This is a genomic window from Bradyrhizobium sp. USDA 4538 (assembly GCF_024171045.1).
In the GTDB taxonomy this organism is placed as follows: domain Bacteria; phylum Pseudomonadota; class Alphaproteobacteria; order Rhizobiales; family Xanthobacteraceae; genus Bradyrhizobium; species Bradyrhizobium australafricanum.
Genome location: NZ_JALJZE010000001.1, coordinates 2,587,397 through 2,605,161 on the forward strand (window position 1 = coordinate 2,587,397; position 17,765 = coordinate 2,605,161).

Consider the following 17,765-nt stretch of genomic DNA (forward strand, 5'->3'; position numbering starts at 1 on the left):
GCTTGGCGTCAGAGCTTGCCCTTGGCGGCCTCGTCCATGTAGGTCGGATCGAAGCGCAGCTTGACGTTCGACTTGTCGCCCAGCACCGACTTGTCGGCGAGCTCGATGCCGACCGCGTCGGCCGACTTCGCGCCCTTGCCAAGCAGGTCCTTCTCGAACAGGAACTTGCGCACCCGATCCATGGTCACGCCGACGGTCTGGCTGCGCGTGAAGGCTTCGGCGTCGGTTGCCTTGTCGAACAGTTTTGTGGTCGAGAGCTGGCTGTCGAAGCCGGCGAGGTCGGTGCCGGAGGCCTTGGCCATCGCCTCCTTGGCGGCCTTCGCCGCGGCGTCGTTCGCCGTCATTTTGGACAGCGTCTCGTACCAGATGCCGACCAGCGCCTTGGCGAAATCCGGGTTGTCCTTTGCAACCGCTGTGTTCACCACCATCAGGTCCATGATCTCGCCGGGGATTTGCGAGGAATCGAACACCTTCTTCGCGTCGGGCGAGCCGAGGATTTCGGTTACGATCGGATTCCAGGTCACCACCGCGCTGACGTCAGGCGTCTTGTAGGCGGCCGCGATATCGGCGTCGGAGGTGTTGATGACCTTGACGTCCTTCTCGCTCAGCTTGCTAGTCTCGAGTGCGCGCGCCAGCAGATAATGCGACACCGAGAACTCGACCAGATTGACCGTCTGGCCCTTGATCGCGGCGAGATCGGTCTTGTTCTTCAGGATCACCGCGTCGTTGCCGTTGGAAAAATCGCCCATCACGACCGCGGTGGTGTCGACGCCGCCGGCTGCCGGAATCGAGAGTGCGTCCATGTTGGTGATGGTGACGGCGTCATAGCCGCCGGCAGTGTACTGGTTGATCGATTCGACGTAGTCGTTGAACTGCTTGACCTCGATCGCGATGCCGTATTTGTCGGCCCATTTCTTGACGATGCCGGTGTCGGCCGCATAGCCCCACGGCATCCATCCGACATAGATCGACCAGGCGACCTTGAAGCTTTTCTTCGGCGCGGCGTCGGCCGCAGGCGCAGCCGCCAGCACGACCGCGCAGCCGATGACAACAGAGCGAAGGAAGAAAACGAATTTGTTCATTGCCGATCCCTCTTGCGAAATTCACAAAAAGGGACTGGCGAAAAGACCATCGCTCCGCCAATCCCTTGGCTGACGAGGTCTCCCGGGCTTTTATCCCGCCGTGCACCTGCGGGGATGTCTCCCCCGCAAGCGGCTGCTCTCGGACCAGCACCTTGCGTTGCAAGGTCGGAACCCTAGCGGCCAACTCGATGCGATTGATGCACGAGGCGTGCCAGCGGGCCGGCAATTGAATCTCATGAGAATTTTCCGCGCGCGCGGCGCGGCGGCGACAGTGTCTTGCTTAAAGATTGCGCAGACCTGCTCAGAATTGGTTCTGTCCTTTCGCCACCGGCATCAGCAGGATCGCACGATGGTTGATGTCGAGGGGAGTTCGATGCGCAAGCTTCTGAGCGTTCTGTGCGCCGGCCTCTGGCGCGGATTGCACGGCCGGTTCGGCCTGGTGCCGAATTCCGAACTAAAAGACTGATCGCAAGATCGCAAAAAAAGAGCCCCGCTCTGCAGCGGGGCTCCTGCACAGAGATCCTATTTCCGATCGGAGTTTTGCGCTGGCGTCTGCGGGCTCTGGCCTGAGCCTGACGACGGCGGGTTGTTGTTCTGGTTGGGCTGGCTGGACTGCGTGTCCCGGCCGGCATTTGACTGATTGCCGTTGCCCTGACCGACGGTCGACTGGTTCTGCGGTGCAGCCTGGCCCGTCGTATTCTGCTGCGGGGCCTGCTGCTGAGCGGACGGCTGATTTCCGCTCTGGCCGGTTGTCGACTGGTTCTGCGGCGAGTTCGCCTGACCCGTGGTCTGCCCGGTCGTGTTCTGCTGGGCAGGCTGCTGAGTGCCGGTCTGGCCGGTCGACTGGTTCTGCGGCGCGTTGGTCTGACCGGTCGTCTGTCCAGTCGTGTTCTGCTGGGTGCGGCTCTGGCCGACCGTCGACGATGCGCCCGCGCCCTGACCGATTCTGTCGGACAGGCCGAGTGCGGTCACCGTGCGCGTGTCGACGCTGCCGCTGGTCGTGATGCCTTCCTGACGCTGGAAGGTGATCAGCGCCTCGCGGGTCCGCGATCCCAATACGCCGTCGGCCTCGCCGACCAGCAGGCCGCGGTCGATCAGCACCTGCTGCACCTCGCGGATCTGCTGCGTGTTCAGGTCCATCATCGCAACGCTAGCGCCACCACCGCCGCCGCGATGGCTGAAGCGCGTCCGCGGTCCGACCGGGACCACGTCGACGACGCGGCGCTCGCGATCGAGGAACACGACTTCATCCTCGACGACGAAGAAACTATCGTCGCGATAATACGGGAACGCATCGATCAGCGCCGGGAAGGTTGCGACCGACACCGCGTTGAACCTCCGCGGCACCACCACGCCCGGATTGACCGCGAAGTTGATCGTACTGACATTGACGCGCGGTGCGTTACGCGCCGACAGCACCGAGCGCTGGATCGTGCTCTGCTGCTGCGCGGTCACGGTGCGCCCAGCCTCGGTCTGGACCGTGGCGTTCGACTGGGCCTGGGTCTGAGCGGTTGTCCCGGTTTGTCCCTGGGCCTGACCGGTGGTCTGTCCGGAGTTCATCCGGTTTTGCGTCGTGCCGGACTGCGGAGCGGCCGCGCCCGTGGTCTGGCCGGCTCGCGTATTCGGGGCCGCCGTTGTGCCCTGGCCGGTGGTCGTGTTGGCGCCCTTTGCCTGGCCCGTGGTCGTGCTCTGGCCGGTCGTCGTGCCCGCCTTGCCTTGAGTCTTGCCTTGAGCCTTGTCCTGAGCCGTCCCCTGACCGGTCGTGGTGCCCTGGCTGCGGTTCGCGGTGTTGGCGCGATTCTCCTGCTGCTGGCTTTGCCGCGTCGTGGCGCTGCCGCGTTCGCGGGATTCAGATCGGCCCATCTGCTCGCGCTGGTTTCGGCTCTGGCCGACGGTCTGCTCTTGCTTGCTCTGGTCTTGCTTGCTCTGGCTGCGCTGACCCTGCTCGGCGCGGCCGCTCTCGCGGGCCTGGCCGGTGGTCTGGCTGCGCTCGGCCGCACCGCGGCCCATCTGTCCTTCAGCCCTGCCGCTCTCTCGTGCGCCCTGGCTTTCTCGTGCGCCACCCTGGCCGCGACCGGCCGTCATGCCTTCGCTTCGCCCTTCGCTTCGCGATGCCCCGGGACTGCCATGCATTGCGCCGCCGGAACTGCCGGCCGGCGAGCCTGCGGAGCGGCCGTGTTCGCTACCGCCACCGCCCGCGCCGACGCTTCCGCCACCACCCATGCCGCCCCCGCCCTCGCGCATGCTCTGCGCCGAAGCGAGACTGACGCCGGCCAACAGCACGGCCGTCGTCAGCAGAAACTTGCTCTTCATCATCTTGCTCTGCATTACCGATTCCTCCTGCAGTCTAGCGGCTGGCCGGATTGCGAAGCTGGCGCCAAATGGCTGGCGCGCTCCACGCCGTGGCCGCGTTCCAACAAAGCCGGCGAGCGACACGACGCAGCGGCGCGCGCGACTCACCGGTGAACCTGCCTTGTGAGGAAACAGCGTCGCCGCCCGCACCGTTCCTAGATGCCGGCGCGACGCGACATTTCGCACCAAGGGAACTGCCGAGCGATCAAGCTGCAGGAACCGATGGCCGCGCTTTCCCGTTTTGAAATCGAGCGTGGTTTCGCCGTCACGTCGATGTTCGGCCCGTTCACGCGGATCATCATTCGCTGCGACCGGCGGAGGATCGGAACCGGTTCCGTTCGCCCTTGAACATTTGATTCCCCGTCAACGGCGGCACCACTGCGCCCACCTCGCCGCCAGGCTTGTTGCAGGCCCAGGTTCATTGCAGGCGCGCGGCCATTCGCAACCAATGCCCCCCTGCCCCGTTGACCGGCTGGGCAACTATCATCGAGGAGGATCCCATGAGGAAGACAGGCCTTGTTCTTGCAACCGTCGGTGCGCTTGGGGTGAGCGCCATCGCAGCCCCGGCGCCCGCCGAAGCACGGTGGGGACACGGCGGGTGGGGTGCCGCGCTCGCAGGCGGATTGATTGCCGGCGCAGTCGTCGGCGGCCTCGCCTCGTCAGCCTATGGCTATCCCGGCTATTCCTATGGTTACGGCTACCCCGGCTACGGCTACGGTTACGGCTATTCGCCCGCCTATTACGGGTACGGCAGCTACGCCTATGACGACGGCTATTACGCTGCGCCGTATCGTTGGGGCGGCGGTTACACCACGACATATTATAGCGGATACCGGCCGGCCTATTACGGCTATCGCTATCGCCACGTGGTGCGGCCGGCATACGCCTACTATCGCGGCGGCTATCCGCGCTGGCATCATCGCTGGCGTCATTGGTGAGATCGGCCAGACCGACGCGGCGCGGCCAGCCGGGCTGACCGGCGCCGGCAAGGGTCGACCGGGTTGAGCGGCAGCGTTACCCGGCGACCCGCAGCGCGGTCACCGCGACGCAGGCGTTGCCTAACGGAATCAGCACCACCTGCGCGCCGTTCGGCAGCGCCATCGTCGCGAGATCACCGAGCGTGCCGGTCTGTCCGTTGAGCTTGGCGAGTTCGGCGGCAACCGTCGAGCAATTCTCCGTCCGCGGCGTCACCCGCACCAGATTGCCTTCGCAGGACGATCCGACCGGCGCGGCAAACACGATGCCGGCGGCCTGCTGATTGACGGCGGGGGTGGCTTGGCTGGCCTGGTTAGGTGCGAGCGCGACCAGCGACTGCACCGAATGCGAATTGCCGGCCTTGGCGTCCCACTGCGACTGCGCGGTGTAGCTGGAGTTCATCGCGAGGCCGCGGCCGAGCGTCCCGAACAGATTGGCGCAGGTCACGATGTTGCCCTGCCGCGCGTGCTCGTCGAACACGGTCGGTTGCTGGCCCGCCTGCTGCGGCGGAACGGATGCCGCGGCAGACGGCGGCGTCGGCGCTTCCTGCGGACGCTGCTTGTGCGGCTGCGGCTTCGCGGCGGCGGCGGGCTTTTTGGCCGGCGCGGGCGTCGCCGGCTGCAGCGGCATCGGCTGCGACTGGGCCGGCTGCATCTGCTGGGCATAGCCCACGACGCCGGCCGCACTGAGCGCCGCCACGACGACCGCCGTGAAAATCAGGATGGGGGTCTTCAGTCGCATCGGCGTATTCATCTTCTCGTCCCGCACTTCGATGCGTCGCTCCGGCTTCCGGATCCGCATGCAGCCTGTTGTCTCATTTCAGCTTCGCCAGCACACCGGACAGTCCGTCCAGCGGCGCCTCCAGCACGATCGGCCCTTGCGGCAGCTGATAGGACACGCGGCACGGCGTCGCCGCACGGATGTGCCGCCTCAGCACGTTGCCGATCGCGACCGTGGCGAAGCAGAAACTGGCATCGCAGCGATCGGTCTGCGCGACGATGCGGTCCGGACTGTCGCCCAGCGCGAGCTCGATCTGCGCGCCGACCCCGGCGGCCGCGGGTATCCGCATCGCCATCAGCGGTTTGCCGTCGGCGGTCGCGATCAGCGACCAGTTGAAGGCGACCGCGCCCTGCGCGTTGACGATCGATTGCGTGACGTTGCAGACGCGGCGCTTCGATTTGAGACTCTCGTCGCAAATCAGGGTCCAGTTCTTGAACGGCTGGATCATCCGCCTGAACTCGCCGAGCGTCTCGCCCTCCGGCACCACGACGTCCGACGGCTTCACGGCGTAGGCGCCAGGCGGCGCGCCCTGCGCGGCGGCGCTCGCCGCCGCCCCGAGCCAGATCATCAAGGCCAGACACGCCAGCCGCCTCGTCGCCGTCAGGGTCAATTGAGCGTCAGGCTCACGCCGGCGCTGACGCCCCAGTCGCCGCCGGCGGTGGTTGCCGCGGCGTTGGTGCGCAGCTTGCCGTTCTCGCTGGTGTAGCCGATGCCGAAGGCGAGCGCGCCCTGGCTGCGCCAGACGCCGCCGCCCGCCGAGGCGCTCACCTTGCCGGGCCGGTCGTCATAGCGCAGTGATGCGGCGGCCATGCCGATCGCGGCCGCCCGCCAGGCGTCCTGCCGCACCTCGCCGATCTGGCCGTTGAGCTGCTGGAACGCGCTGTTGAGCTGATTGACGTTGACCGCATCGGTGCCGAGGACGCCGGGCGCCACGTTGCTGATGGTCACCGGCGCGCCGTTGCCGCTGTTCAGCGTCAGTTTGTTGGTGGTGTTGCCGGAACCGTCGGAGTCGTAGCGGATCGAGCTCGACGCAACCGCCTGGAGCTGGCTGACATTGACCGCGTCGGTCGCCGCCGAGCCGGCGGCAACATTGGTGACGCGGCGTTCGGCGCCGGACGAGCCGACCGACACTTCGCCGGTCGCAACGCCCGCGACGGTCTTGCCGACGACCGGCGTATAGGCCGCATCGCTCAGATTGGCCGTGGTGGTCGCGTTGGCGCCGAGCGCCAGCGAGTTGGCCTGCGTCGCCTTGGCGCCGGCGCCGATCGCGACCGAGTTGTCGGCCGACGCGGCCGAGCCGTTGCCCATTGAGATCGCATTGGCGCCGCTCGCGACCGACTGCGGCCCGATTGCGACGCTCTCCGCGCCGGTCGCGATGGAATCCGCCGCGGTCGAATTGGCGTGGAAATATTTCACGCCGCCACCGCCGGTCGAGATGTTGCTCACCGTGGTGTAGAGAGCGGCGAGCGAGGTGTTGGTGGCCCAGAGCTGCGAGCCGTTGATCGCGTCGGTCGAGGTCTGGGTGATCTGGCCCGCGGCCACGTTGGTGATGGTGCGCTCCGCACCGGCGCTGCCGACACTGACGGTCGAGGTCGGCGTCGTGCCGGCGAAGTTGTAGGTGGTGCCGCCGATCGAGGTGCTCGAAGTCGCGACCACAGTGGAGGTGGTCGAATTGGCACCGAGCGCGACGTCGCCGGCCTGCGCCGTCGCCTTGGCGTTCGGACCGAGCGCAACGCTTGTCGGGTTGGTGGTCTGGGATCCGGCGCCGATCGACACCGACTGGACGCCGCTGGCCTGGGCATTGGTGCCGAACGCGATCGAATCGGCGAAGTTGGACACCGAATTCTGGCCGATCGCGATGCCGCCGGGCGCGGTCTGCGCCACGGTTGCGCCGAAGCCCATGCCGATGCCGTTGTCGCCGTTGACCACGGTCGCAGGGCCCACCGCGACCGAATTGTTGCCGACCGCGAGCGAGTCGGCGAGCGTCGAGTTGGCGTGGAAGTATTTCGTCGTCGTGGTCGCGAACGACGTCAGCGCACCGGTCAGCTGGCGCACGGTGACGGCGTCGCTGTCCTGGGTGCCGTCGGCCACGTTCGTGATCTGCCGGTAGCTCGTCGCGTTGCCGACCGACACCGCGCCGAGCAGCGCTAGATCGGTGGTGTTGTAGGGGATGATGGTGCCGCCGATCGTGCCGGACGCCGGCGCGAGCGCGCGGTTGGAAATCGACCCCGAGCCGATCGCGACGCCGCCATCCACCGTCGCCTGGGTGTTGAATCCGAGCGCCGTGGCATTCGCCGCCGTCGCCGACGCGGCAACGCCGGCCGCCATCGAGTTCACGCCGGTCGCGCCGTTGTTGTTGTAGTTGGCCTGCTGGGTGCCCCCGTCGTTGACGCCATAATAATGCGTCAGGCCGTTGCTGACGACGGTCGACAGGCTGTCGATCGCGGACGTCGCGGCAAACAGCTGCGAGCCGTTGATCGCATCGGTCGAGCCGTTGCTGACCCGTCCCGCCGCGACGTTGGTGATGGTGCGCTCATTGCCGACCGAGCCGACGCTGACCGTCGAGGTTGGGGTGGTACCGGCGAAGCTGTAGGTGGTGCCGCCGATGACCATGTTGGCGGTTTGGACCGCCGTGCTGGTCTGGCTGCCGGAGCCGAGCGCGATGTCGTTGGCATTTGCGGCGGTCGCGCCGTTGCCGATCGACACCGAGCCGCTGCCGGTCGCGGTCGACACCGGGCCGATCGCAACCGAATTCGTCCCCGCGGCGGAGGAATCGGCCAGCGTCGAGTTGGCGTGGAAATACTTGATGCCGCCGCCGGTGTTGATGTTGTTGACGGTGGTGGCGAGGCCGTCGACCGCCTGGTTGGTGGCCCAGAGCTGCGATCCGTTAATCGCATCGGTCGAAGAGTTGCTGATGCGGCCCGCCGCGACATTGGTGATGGTGCGCTCCGCGCCGACCGCACCGACGCTGACAGTCGAGACCGCTGTCGTTCCGGCGAAGCTGTAGGTGGTGCCGTTGATCACCGTGTTCGGCGTGTTGACAGCGGCAGCGGTGACGCTGCCGGAGCCGAGCGCGACATCGCCGGAGCTTGCCGCCGCTGTGGCGCCGTTGCCCAATGCGATATTGCCCGCAAGACCGGCGGCGCCCGCGGTGGAGCCATTGCCGAGCGCCACGGAGCCCTGCCCGATCGCCTTGTTGTTGTTGCCGATCGCGACGGCGCCGTTGGCCTGGTTGGCGGCGGTGGCGCTCGCCGTACCGTCACTGTTGGCGATGTTGTTCGCGCCGCCGGTGAAGGCGCCGGTGCCGCTGGCATAGCTGGGATCGCCGATCGCCACGGCGCCATCGCCATAGGCGACGTTGTTCGCACCGATGGAAACCGCCTGGCCGCCGGTTGCGGTCGCGCTGGTGCCGATGGCGACCGCGTTGGCTGAGTCCGCAGTAGCGGCGGTGCCGACGGCGACTGCATTTAGGGCGAGAGCCGATGCGCCCGCTCCGAGTGCGGTCGCGCTTGGCGCTGTCGCGTTGGCCGTCACGCCAATGGCGACGGAATCATCGCCTGTAGCTACAGCCGAACGGCCACCGGCAAACGCACGGGCGCCGCTGGCGCTAGAGCCGGCACCAACCGAAGTTGAGTACGCTCCCGCCGCGCTGGCCCCAACGCCGTTCGCGATCGAACTGATGCCGGCGGATGCCGCATTGTTGCCGATCGCGATGCCGCCCGTCGCTGCACTGTTGACGACCGCGCCCGATCCGATCGCAACCGAGCCCCCGGTACTCAGAGCCTGCGCCTGATTGCCCACAGCCACGGCAAAATCTGCGGCTGCGTTGCTGGAGCTGCCTCCGGCGAATGAGTTGATCCCCGACGCGGTCGCCTGCTTGCCAAGAGCAGTCGCGCTGTCCGCCGAGGCAACGGATGCCCAGCCTCCGGCCCACGAATAGTTGGCGCTCGCCAAGGAGCTGACGCCGACCGCGGTGGCATTGCCCCCGGTGGCGCTGGCGAATGTGCCCAGGGCGCTCGTGCCGGCGCCGGTGGCATTGGCTTGAACACCGAGCGCGACCGAATTGACGCCGCTCGAGACCGTGCCCTGGCCCAGCGCCATTGCACCGCCAGTGCCTGTTGCCTTCGCGTTCAGGCCAAGCGCCACCGAGTACTGTGCAGACGCAACGGATGAACGTCCAACCGCAATGGCGTCGACCTGGGATGCTGTCACATCCGTGCCGATGCCGATGGCGCTCGTAGCGAGCGCGCCGGTTCCCGCGGCCGTACGCGACCCGAGATAGAGAGAGTTTAGCTGTGAAGCGATCGACTGAAAACCGATCGCGATGGCGTTCTGGGCGCCGGCGCTGGTGCCGGTGCCCTGGGCAACTGCATCCAGCCCGGCTGCGTTTGCTCCACTCCCGATCGCGATGGCGCGCAGGCCGCTGGCCGACGAATTGGTGTCGATCGCCACGGAATCGGTGCCGGTCGCAGTTCCACCACCAAGCTGTACGCTTCCGGCGCTCGCGGCCGAGGCGGTTACTACGACGACAGCAAATGCACCAAGCGTCACGGCAACGGCCGACGCTCGCCCGCCGCCGCCGAGCGCACCAAGTCCCAGCCGATCGCGCTTCACACCCAAAACCCGGTGCGCCAACCGCAACACCGCCAGCAACCGCCGCCGCAGCGAACGGCTGCCCGCATCGCCCGTTGCGACCCAGCTCCGGACGAAGCCGGCGCGGCCCTGACGCGTCAGCGATTCGGTTGAATTGCGTGCGATGGCCATGGTGCGTCCCCTTTGCGACATCTTGAAAAGACGTCGGGGGAGCCATGCCGCGGACTGTACCGACATGCGCGTCCCTTGGGAGCGCATGTGGAGATGTGAAGACCGCGCGACGTGCGCTCGCCTTCCGGTCCTGGCCGATGATGTGTCGAACTCAACGAGCGCATCTTGCCACCCAGCGCTCGTTCGACTGCCCCATCAATGTGCCCCGAGTCGTCATGTTGCAAAATGATAGACACAATTTTGCCAGCGTCACTCAGCAGGCCGTCCAAATAACACGCAGATCGTCTCACAAGTTGAATGATCGGCCGATACACCGTGAGGTACTTTATCGCACCTTCAACCGGTAGTTGATCGACGACGCATGCGTTCGCGCATCTCGCGCGGGCTGACGCCGAACTCGCGGCGGAAGGCGCGGGCAAAATCGGACGCCAGTTTGAAGCCGTGGCGATAGGCGATCTCCTGCACCTGCCTGTCGGCGGATGTGACAAGTTCGGCATGCGCCGCGCGCAGCCGCTTGCGCAGGATATAGCCGGCAACGCCGCCGACGCTCTCGAATGCACGGTAGAGGGCAGAACGCGAGATGCGCAATTGCTGCGCAATGCGGTCCGGCGTCAGATCGAAGTCGGCGAGATGCGTCTCTATATAAAGACGCGCACGCTCGAACAGCACCGGCTCGACCGCGCCGCGCGCGCGCTCCAGCCGATCCGAGGAGAGCTGGATGCAGGCGGCGATCATCTGCGCGGTCGCCCGCCCCGCCTGCCTCAACTCCTCCGAAGACATGAGGGTGATGCGCGCTTCGAGTCGGTCGAGATAATCCGCCAGCAACTCGATCAGATTGCCTTCGAGCAGAATGTTGCAGATACCGTCGAGCTGATCGGCCATATCGGCGAACGATCTGCGCGGCAAGCCCAGCACCAAGCCGTCATAGTCCGTGATGGTGCCGCGGAAATCCTCGTCGAGCGAGATCAGGAACATGGCGCCCGGCATGGCGTGAATCCGCCGCTCTGCGGTCTCGAAGCGGGCTTCTCCGGAGCGCACCCGGTACAGCCACCAGATATCGACGGGCGCGCCATGCGACGGTTTGATGACGCGGGCGAATGATTGCGCGGCGAATCGCCCCGACGTGAAGACGACATCGGCCATGTTGCAGGTCAGGTACTCCACCAGGAACCCGTGCGCAGGGCTATGACCTTCCGGTGGCGCAACGTCGACCAGCGAAGCCATCCGCGTTTTCCAGACCTCGAACTGCTCCGAGGGCGGATAGGGTCGTGTCGAGAACAGCCGCGGCGGCGCGGGGGCTATATCCCTGATGTCCCGCGGCTCGCGCGGCAAGGGAGCGTGTTCCAGGAGCTGCGCTGCGTGTGCCGGCGTCTTGTCGTCTTCTTGCATGTACTTTCGTGCCCCGTTGGCGCGAACGACGAACGTTGGCTCAACGGAGGCGCATTCCCAAGGTTGCGTCGCCGGCCGCTCACAGACCGGCGAATTTCGGGGAAGACAAGGAAGAGGCATTTCGGGATTCGGACATCGACGGCTTACGCCGGCCGCTCCCGATAGGGTTGACGCAGGTTCCTCTGGCAGTCGTGCTCGCACATGGCGTTCATCATTGTCGCGTCATTGCCGTGTCCCGCTCGGATGCTCCGTCACGGATCGGCTCGACTGATCTAGAGAACAATCTGCGCGAGAACCAGAGGGGCGGCAACGCGCGTCGTGCAGAAATCCAAAATTGCGTTCATGCGATGCGATCGGGCAACGCATCATCGCAGAGTCTTCGGAAAATTTTCTCGATCTCCGCGCCTGGACGAAACGCATGTCGCTGCAAAGGCGTGACCTAAGCACGGTAGATGACATATCGATTATCCCACGCATGATCGCATTGCGAGCGCTCTTGCCCAATCATGCGGCAACCCACCGCGTGCGACGTGAATGCAGCCGTACGAATCGAACACGAGCGCTGCGTGCATGCGGCGCGCACGCTGCAGCATTCACATCTGCGCGTCGAGATGACGAAAGTCACGACTGCCCGACGAATGTTTCGGCGAGCACAGCGCGCCGAGCAAGCGAAGCGCCGCAGGCGGCTCGCGCCGTCCCGCGAGGTCATGCCGAGCGCGATGCGAGAGAAAACCCTGCCGCTGCTGCTCAAGCCTGCACGCGCGCGGATTTCCTGTACTGCGCGGTTTCAGCGCGCAGCAGATCGCAGAATTGAAGTGCGAGACGGCTTCGCGGCCGCTGCGAAGGAAGCAGCAACATGGTGGCGATCTCCAGCCGCGGCACGAACGGCTTGAGGACGATTCTGGAGCTTGCAAAATCCCGGGCCACGATCGGGTCGACGATCGAGAAACCCAGTCCCTGCGCAACCAGGGCACAACGCTGCATGCTGTACTGGATCTCCGCGACCGTCTTGATCTCAACCTTGGCCTCATCGAGGATGCGTTCAAAGCGGGATCGATGCGGTGCGCTCGGGGAAGCTGCGATCATGGGCTCCCCCCGCAGGTCTTGCGCTGAGATCGATCGCTTCGAGCGCAACCGGTGCTGGCGGGGCAGGACGCAGACCGCCTCCGTTGTCATGAGGAGCTCGTCGTCGACCGCGGCAAACCCCGCCTGCGGCCGCGCCAGCCCGACGTCGCATTGTCCCGAGGCCACCAGGCTCCAGACGCGCTCGGGGCTGTGGACGGCCACGGATACGACGATGTCGGGATTCTTCCTCAGGAAGCTGCTGACGATCTGCGGCATCAACGAATAGGTGAACGCCGGAAGACATGCGATCCTGAGCGTCCCGCTGCCACGCTCGCGAATGCCGCGCGCGGCGCGCGCCAGATATTCGAGGCCGGCCTGGCTTCTCTCGACCTCGCGCAGGAATATCTCGCCTTCCGGCGTCAGCGTGACGCCGCCTCGCCCGCGTTCGAACAACGCAAAGCCGATCTCGCGCTCGAGACGTGCGATCGCGCGGCTGATGAAAGGCTGCCCCACCCGAAGGCTCAAGGCGGCCTTGGTGATTCCGTTGTGGCGCACGACCTCTCGAAACAGGTCAACATGTCTTGGATTCAGGGGCATGACCAATTTGCATATGAACTGGCGTTCCGGTCATTTGACGGCATGCGCATCGGGTGCGTCAATACGGCATGTACCCGTCGAGCAACCATGCAAGCTTCGCCACCGACCGCATCCTGTTGACCAGGATCACCGGCCCGGAGACTTCGCGCGCGCAGCAGCTTCGCGAGGCAGCCATGCTGCGGCGGCTCGATCGCGGGACATCTGACCGGCCGAATACCGCACGCCTGGCGACGGCATGGGACCAGGTCGACACCGCGGCCGCGTTCGCAATCGAGGCCGCTGGATCGGGAGACCTTCTCGGCGTTTCCGGGTTCGGCGCGATCGACCGGCACGAGAAGCGGGCGACCTTCGCTCCGATCTGGACCGTCGGACGACTGGACGAGGCCGTGCTCGTCAGTCACGTTGCACATCTGATGACGCGGTATGCGTTCGAGGTGCTCGTCGTCGAGCGGGCCGAGGTGCATCTGGACTGGCGCCGGAGGCATATGCTTGATCTCTACGCCAACCTCGGCTTCCGCTGCGAAGGCAGACTTCGCGCATATTTCGCAGCCGATGAAGAGCCGTCCGCCGATGCTGCGGTCCTCAGCGTGGTTCGCTCCGAATGGCCCTCCGTTGTGCGTCGGCAGCGCGGGGTTCTCGCTGGCGAAACGTGGCGCTACCGGCTTCCATCCGACCGCCCTCCGTAGCGGCGACAAATTCACACCTGGTGGTCGGTGTCCTCCGGCAATGATGGCGCGAGAATGCGAAGGCATGACCGACAGCGCAACACACTCGGTGTCGTCCCTGCGAAGGCACTAGGGCATGCACACATTTCTGAGGCTCCATCCGAGAGCGACGGCGCGGAAGTAATCGAGACCGTTTTTGAAGGTGATGGGGCCTGGTGGCTTGGAGGACGGATAGCCGTCCCATCCTCCAATGCGGCCGATAATCCAGGCCGCCCAGGCAAGACGATCGGACGGATGCGGGTTCTTCAGTCGTCTGTTCCTGGCTTCAAGCTGCTGATTGAGGGCGGTCAACGCATCGATCTCGCTGGGATTGAAGGCAACGTGAAGCGACTGCTGGCTCCCGTTGCGCGCTTGCAGGAGCTGGATGGTGATGATCGCGGCCTTGGCAGCGATGGCAACCAATTTGAGAAGCCGGCCGGCGGTGCCGATCTGGCTATCCTCGAGCTTGAAGCCCTGCGTCTTGAGGACGCGGAAGAACTGCTCGATGATCCAGCGCTGCTTGTACCAGGCGACAATGCGCCAGGCATCGTCTGAACTGGTGACCTCGTGAGAGGTGAGAAGACGCCAGTGCAACGGCTCGACGTTGGGATCGGCATTGATCTCGCGGACGTCAACGATGGCCAGATGCAGGCTTTTCGGCAAATGGCGCAGGAACTTGCTTTGCGGCCGGGCCAGCTCGATTGCGCCGAAGCGAAGTTCGAGGTCCATCGGACGTGCAGGCCGCCCCGCACGCGCAGGCAACTCGATGATGCGACGCTCTACCGCCGTCATGGCGTCGATCGCCGCATACAAACCCGTCGTGTCGGCCAGCTTGCGATCATGCATGCTGCGGGCGATCACGCGGTAGTCTTGCTCGGCTGCGCTGGCATAAAGAGCAAAGATGTCGCTCTCGCGGTCACCAAGCAGGGTCACCATTGCAGCACCGGTAAGCAGCGGCTTGGCCGCAAGGGCGGTGGCAATCCAGCGCTGCGATTCCTTGTCCGACAGGTCGCGGCTGTCATGCGAGACGCTCCGAGGGCCTTCACGCGTCCACACCTCGCCGCTCAAAAGTCCCAGGCAGGTGCCATTGTCCGCATCCACCGCCAGCATCGGGTGCAGCAGCACGCCGTGGTGATTGCCCTTGCCGATCTCCCCGAGCCCGCGCCGGCGTTGCGGCGTGGTGTTGAAGTGGATCTCGCTGGTGTCCTGGATCGCCAAAACATGGCGGCCTGTAACCGCCGCAGCCGTGCTTTCGCTCCAGCTTTCGATGATGCGCTCCTTCGTCACCTTGGAGTTACCGAGAAAGCGGTTGAACCGCACCTCCAGCGCGCGGTCTCCCTTGGAAAGCCGCCGAAGGCATACATCCTTGCCCGCGACCATGCGTCCGATGAGCGCCGCCCCCCTTTATCGAGACGACCATCCTCGAACCGGCCCAACGTCCAGTCAATCCGCGACAACATGCTGGCACCTCCGCCCAAGCCGAAGTGCCGTAATAGAAGTCACCGAGACCCCCGATTCTGGAATCCCCAATCTCTGACCCGAGTCAATCCGTCGCACCAGATGTGTGCATCCCCTAGTGCGAAGGCAGGGACCATAACCACGAATGCTGATTGTTGGGCATCGTTGGAACGACGAGTCCCGCCGACAACGTCCGCCGCGGCGTATGGATCCCTGCTTTCGCAGGGACGACGCCTGGAGGGAGCCGCGGCCCCTCGGTTCAAGCACTGTTGTTTCTGGAATACCGGATCACCTGCATGCACGCATGATGACACCGAGAGCTTGGCTGTTTGACTGGTTGAATCAGAAGTCGCCGCCACGTCATTCCAAAGCGTGGCTTGCCGAGCCGAAGCTCGCGGCCGCAGGCCCGCCTCCGCCCGTTGGGCTTCGGCGCGGCATCCTTCTCTCGCTTCGCGCGCGAAGGATGGTGGGTGCGACAGGGATCGAACCTGTGACCCCTACCATGTCAAGGTAGTGCTCTCCCGCTGAGCTACGCACCCAAAGCGTATTTGGATCGGGTCCCTATAACGGACGGCGGCGGGGCAGGCAAGGATACAAAGTGAAGGTTTTTTGGCGAATCAGGCCGCCAGCAACTTATTCACTTCGCTGACCAATTCCCTGAGGTGCACGGGCTTGGCCAGCACCTTGGCGTTTTTCGGCGCCTCCGAATCGGAATTGAGGGCCACCGCGGCAAAGCCGGTGATGAACATGATCTTGATATCGGGATCGAGTTCCGAGGCACGGCGCGCCAGCTCGATACCGTCCATCTCGGGCATCACGATGTCGGTGAGCAGCATTTCGAACGGCTCCTCGCGCAGCCGCTGGTAGGCCGACATGCCGTTGTCGTGCGGCGAGACCTTGAAACCCGCGTTTTCGAGCGCCTTGACCAGGAAGCGGCGCATATCGGTGTCGTCTTCGGCGAGAAGTATTTTCGGCATGGCAGGAATCGTCGAATCCGGCTTGAGGAGCAGTCCGAACAGTAAGCCCGACAGACGGTAAATTTCGGGTGAAATTTGCGTCAAGCCAGCGGCAAATGCGCGCCACCCATTTGTGGACCGAACCAGACATCGAATCAACCGGGTGCCGCATTTGCTGCTTTTAAGACGCGTTCCAGCTGAAACCACACTCTTTTCACTTGGCAGAATGATCGCGATTACCGACAATGCGTGCCCATAAATCTCCGCTTTTCCGGCAGACTCAGTTGCTGCGGGGGCGAGGCGGACGCAAGGGACGGCGCCAAGGGAATGACCGAATTTGCTGGCGAGTTGTCGCCCCCGTTCGAGATCGTTGAGCCGCAGGCCTGGCGCGCGCCGATCATCTTCAATTCCCCGCATTCGGGCTCGGTCTATCCGGCCGAATTCCTCGACGCGTCGCGAATCGATGTGGTGTCGCTGCGCCGCTCCGAAGACTCTTTCATGGACGAGCTGATCGCGGGCCTCAGTGATCGCGGCTTTCCGATCGTGCGGGTCAACTTCCCGCGCTCCTATGTCGACGTGAACCGCGAGCCCTACGAGCTCGACCCGCGCATGTTCACCGGGCGGCTCCCGAGCTTTGCCAATACGCGCTCGATGCGGGTGGCCGGCGGCCTCGGCACCATCCCGCGCGTGGTCGGCGACGGCCAGGAGATCTATCGCGAGCGGCTCGACGTCGACGAGGCGCTGCGCCGGATCGAGGTGCTCTACAAGCCCTATCACCGCGCACTGCGCCGGCTGATCAACAAGGCGCACCAGGCGTTCGGCGCGGTGATCGTGGTCGACTGCCACTCGATGCCGTCGGTCGGCGTGTCGCGCGACGAGCCGCGCCGGCCCGACGTCGTGATCGGCGACCGCTACGGCACGAGCTGTGCGCCGCTATTGCCCGACCTCGTCGAGGAGACCATGAGCTCGCTCGGCTATTCGATCGGCCGCAACAAGCCCTATGCCGGCGGCTTCATCACCGAGCATTACGGCAATCCGGCGAGCGGCCTGCACACCGTGCAGATCGAGCTCAACCGCGCGGTCTATATGGATGAGCGCCGCCGCGAGCGCGGCCCGCGCTTCGCGCAGGTGGCCGCCGACTTTGCCACCCTGGCGGATGCGCTGGCGAAAATCCCGTTCGGAGATCTCGGCCCGTTCCAGGCGGCCGCGGAGTAGCGCTCGGTTCGGCCGGGACTGCGGTTGCCAACCGAAGCCGTGAATATGGAATTCAGTCGGCGACTGGGCCTCACGCGAAACTGGATTCCGTGTTCACGCGCGGAAGCAATGAGCCAAGAAAAAAGGGCCGCTTGAATGAACAAGCGGCCCAAGTCTAGGGAGGAAACGCCCAAGGAGGGCAGCGATAGCGCGAGGCGCTACCGCACCGCAACAATATGCGACCGCGCTGCACAAAACGCAAGAACTTTCGAAACATTTCTTGGGTAATGTTGGAAAGTCTGGCGAAACTGCAACAGGCCGGCAGGAGCGGCTTTCCGTATGTAGGATCAATATCTTACAAGGAAAGCCCCGAGCGGTCGGCGCTCTGCGCATAGCTTGTATACCAGAATTCGCAACTTCGTGATCGAGACCGAGACCCCGGGGCGCTT

The 17,765-nt window shown here is 65.1% G+C and carries 13 protein-coding genes, 1 tRNA gene and 1 riboswitch; of the genes, 4 read left to right on the forward strand and 10 right to left on the reverse strand.

The features are described 5' to 3' along the window. Positions 1-8: 8 nt before the first annotated feature. Both J2R78_RS11415 and J2R78_RS11420 read right to left on the reverse strand, forming a co-directional pair. Entirely contained in the window at positions 9-1,082 is a 1,074-nt protein-coding gene (locus J2R78_RS11415) for a putative urea ABC transporter substrate-binding protein (protein ID WP_225647375.1), read from the reverse strand. Between the two features lie 77 nt (positions 1,083-1,159). Next, positions 1,160-1,270: riboswitch (guanidine-I (ykkC/yxkD leader) on the reverse strand. Positions 1,271-1,604: 334 nt separating this feature from the next. Continuing rightward, positions 1,605-3,410 carry a peptidoglycan-binding protein gene (locus J2R78_RS11420; RefSeq protein ID WP_253604433.1) on the reverse strand — a complete coding sequence of 602 codons (1,806 nt, stop codon included), beginning with the start codon at positions 3,408-3,410 and terminating at the stop codon, positions 1,605-1,607. A gap of 246 nt (positions 3,411-3,656) precedes the next feature. Between J2R78_RS11420 and J2R78_RS44745 the strand changes: the two genes are divergently transcribed. Together J2R78_RS44745 and J2R78_RS11425 are read left to right on the forward strand one after the other, a co-directional pair. Continuing rightward, a complete protein-coding gene (locus J2R78_RS44745; RefSeq protein WP_256558566.1) occupies positions 3,657-3,782 on the forward strand; it encodes a hypothetical protein in 126 nt (41 codons plus the stop codon). A gap of 152 nt (positions 3,783-3,934) precedes the next feature. Beyond that, positions 3,935-4,372, forward strand: coding sequence for a hypothetical protein (locus tag J2R78_RS11425; RefSeq protein WP_253604434.1), 438 nt, complete (start codon positions 3,935-3,937; stop codon positions 4,370-4,372). Positions 4,373-4,448: 76 nt separating this feature from the next. Here J2R78_RS11425 and J2R78_RS11430 read toward each other — a convergent pair whose 3' ends face one another. From J2R78_RS11430 to J2R78_RS11450, 5 genes are all read right to left on the reverse strand, one after another. Then, a complete protein-coding gene (locus J2R78_RS11430; RefSeq protein WP_253604435.1) occupies positions 4,449-5,210 on the reverse strand; it encodes a hypothetical protein in 762 nt (253 codons plus the stop codon). A 13-nt stretch (positions 5,211-5,223) separates the two neighbouring features. Then, the gene (locus J2R78_RS11435; RefSeq protein WP_253604436.1) at positions 5,224-5,799 is read right to left on the reverse strand and encodes an invasion associated locus B family protein; all 576 of its coding nucleotides are present in this window, start codon (positions 5,797-5,799) and stop codon (positions 5,224-5,226) included. Continuing rightward, entirely contained in the window at positions 5,796-9,953 is a 4,158-nt protein-coding gene (locus J2R78_RS11440; protein ID WP_253604437.1) for an S-layer family protein, read from the reverse strand. Before J2R78_RS11440 ends, J2R78_RS11435 begins: the two co-directional genes overlap by 4 nt. Positions 9,954-10,289: 336 nt before the next feature. Next, positions 10,290-11,342 (reverse strand): AraC family transcriptional regulator, encoded by a 1,053-nt coding sequence (locus J2R78_RS11445; protein ID WP_253604438.1) that lies wholly within the window; start codon positions 11,340-11,342, stop codon positions 10,290-10,292. Positions 11,343-12,089: 747 nt separating this feature from the next. Further along, complete coding sequence (locus J2R78_RS11450) at positions 12,090-13,004, reverse strand: LysR substrate-binding domain-containing protein (RefSeq protein WP_253609803.1); 915 nt, start codon at positions 13,002-13,004, stop codon at positions 12,090-12,092. Between the two features lie 173 nt (positions 13,005-13,177). Between J2R78_RS11450 and J2R78_RS11455 the strand changes: the two genes are divergently transcribed. Beyond that, positions 13,178-13,690, forward strand: a complete 513-nt coding sequence (locus J2R78_RS11455) for a GNAT family N-acetyltransferase (protein ID WP_253604439.1) — start codon at positions 13,178-13,180, stop codon at positions 13,688-13,690. Positions 13,691-13,798: 108 nt separating this feature from the next. Here the strand turns inward: J2R78_RS11455 and J2R78_RS11460 are convergent, their stop codons facing one another. The 3 genes from J2R78_RS11460 to cpdR form a co-directional block, all read right to left on the reverse strand. Next, positions 13,799-15,088 (reverse strand): IS4 family transposase, encoded by a 1,290-nt coding sequence (locus tag J2R78_RS11460; RefSeq protein WP_225642830.1) that lies wholly within the window; start codon positions 15,086-15,088, stop codon positions 13,799-13,801. Between the two features lie 542 nt (positions 15,089-15,630). Further along, positions 15,631-15,705, reverse strand: a tRNA-Val gene (locus tag J2R78_RS11465). 78 nt (positions 15,706-15,783) lie between these two features. Next, positions 15,784-16,143 (reverse strand): cell cycle two-component system response regulator CpdR, encoded by a 360-nt coding sequence (gene cpdR / locus J2R78_RS11470; RefSeq protein ID WP_016843340.1) that lies wholly within the window; start codon positions 16,141-16,143, stop codon positions 15,784-15,786. Between the two features lie 306 nt (positions 16,144-16,449). Between cpdR and J2R78_RS11475 the strand changes: the two genes are divergently transcribed. Beyond that, positions 16,450-17,337: an N-formylglutamate amidohydrolase gene (locus tag J2R78_RS11475; protein WP_253604441.1), complete on the forward strand. Its 888-nt coding sequence runs from the start codon at positions 16,450-16,452 to the stop codon at positions 17,335-17,337. The last annotated feature ends 428 nt before the right edge of the window (positions 17,338-17,765 follow it).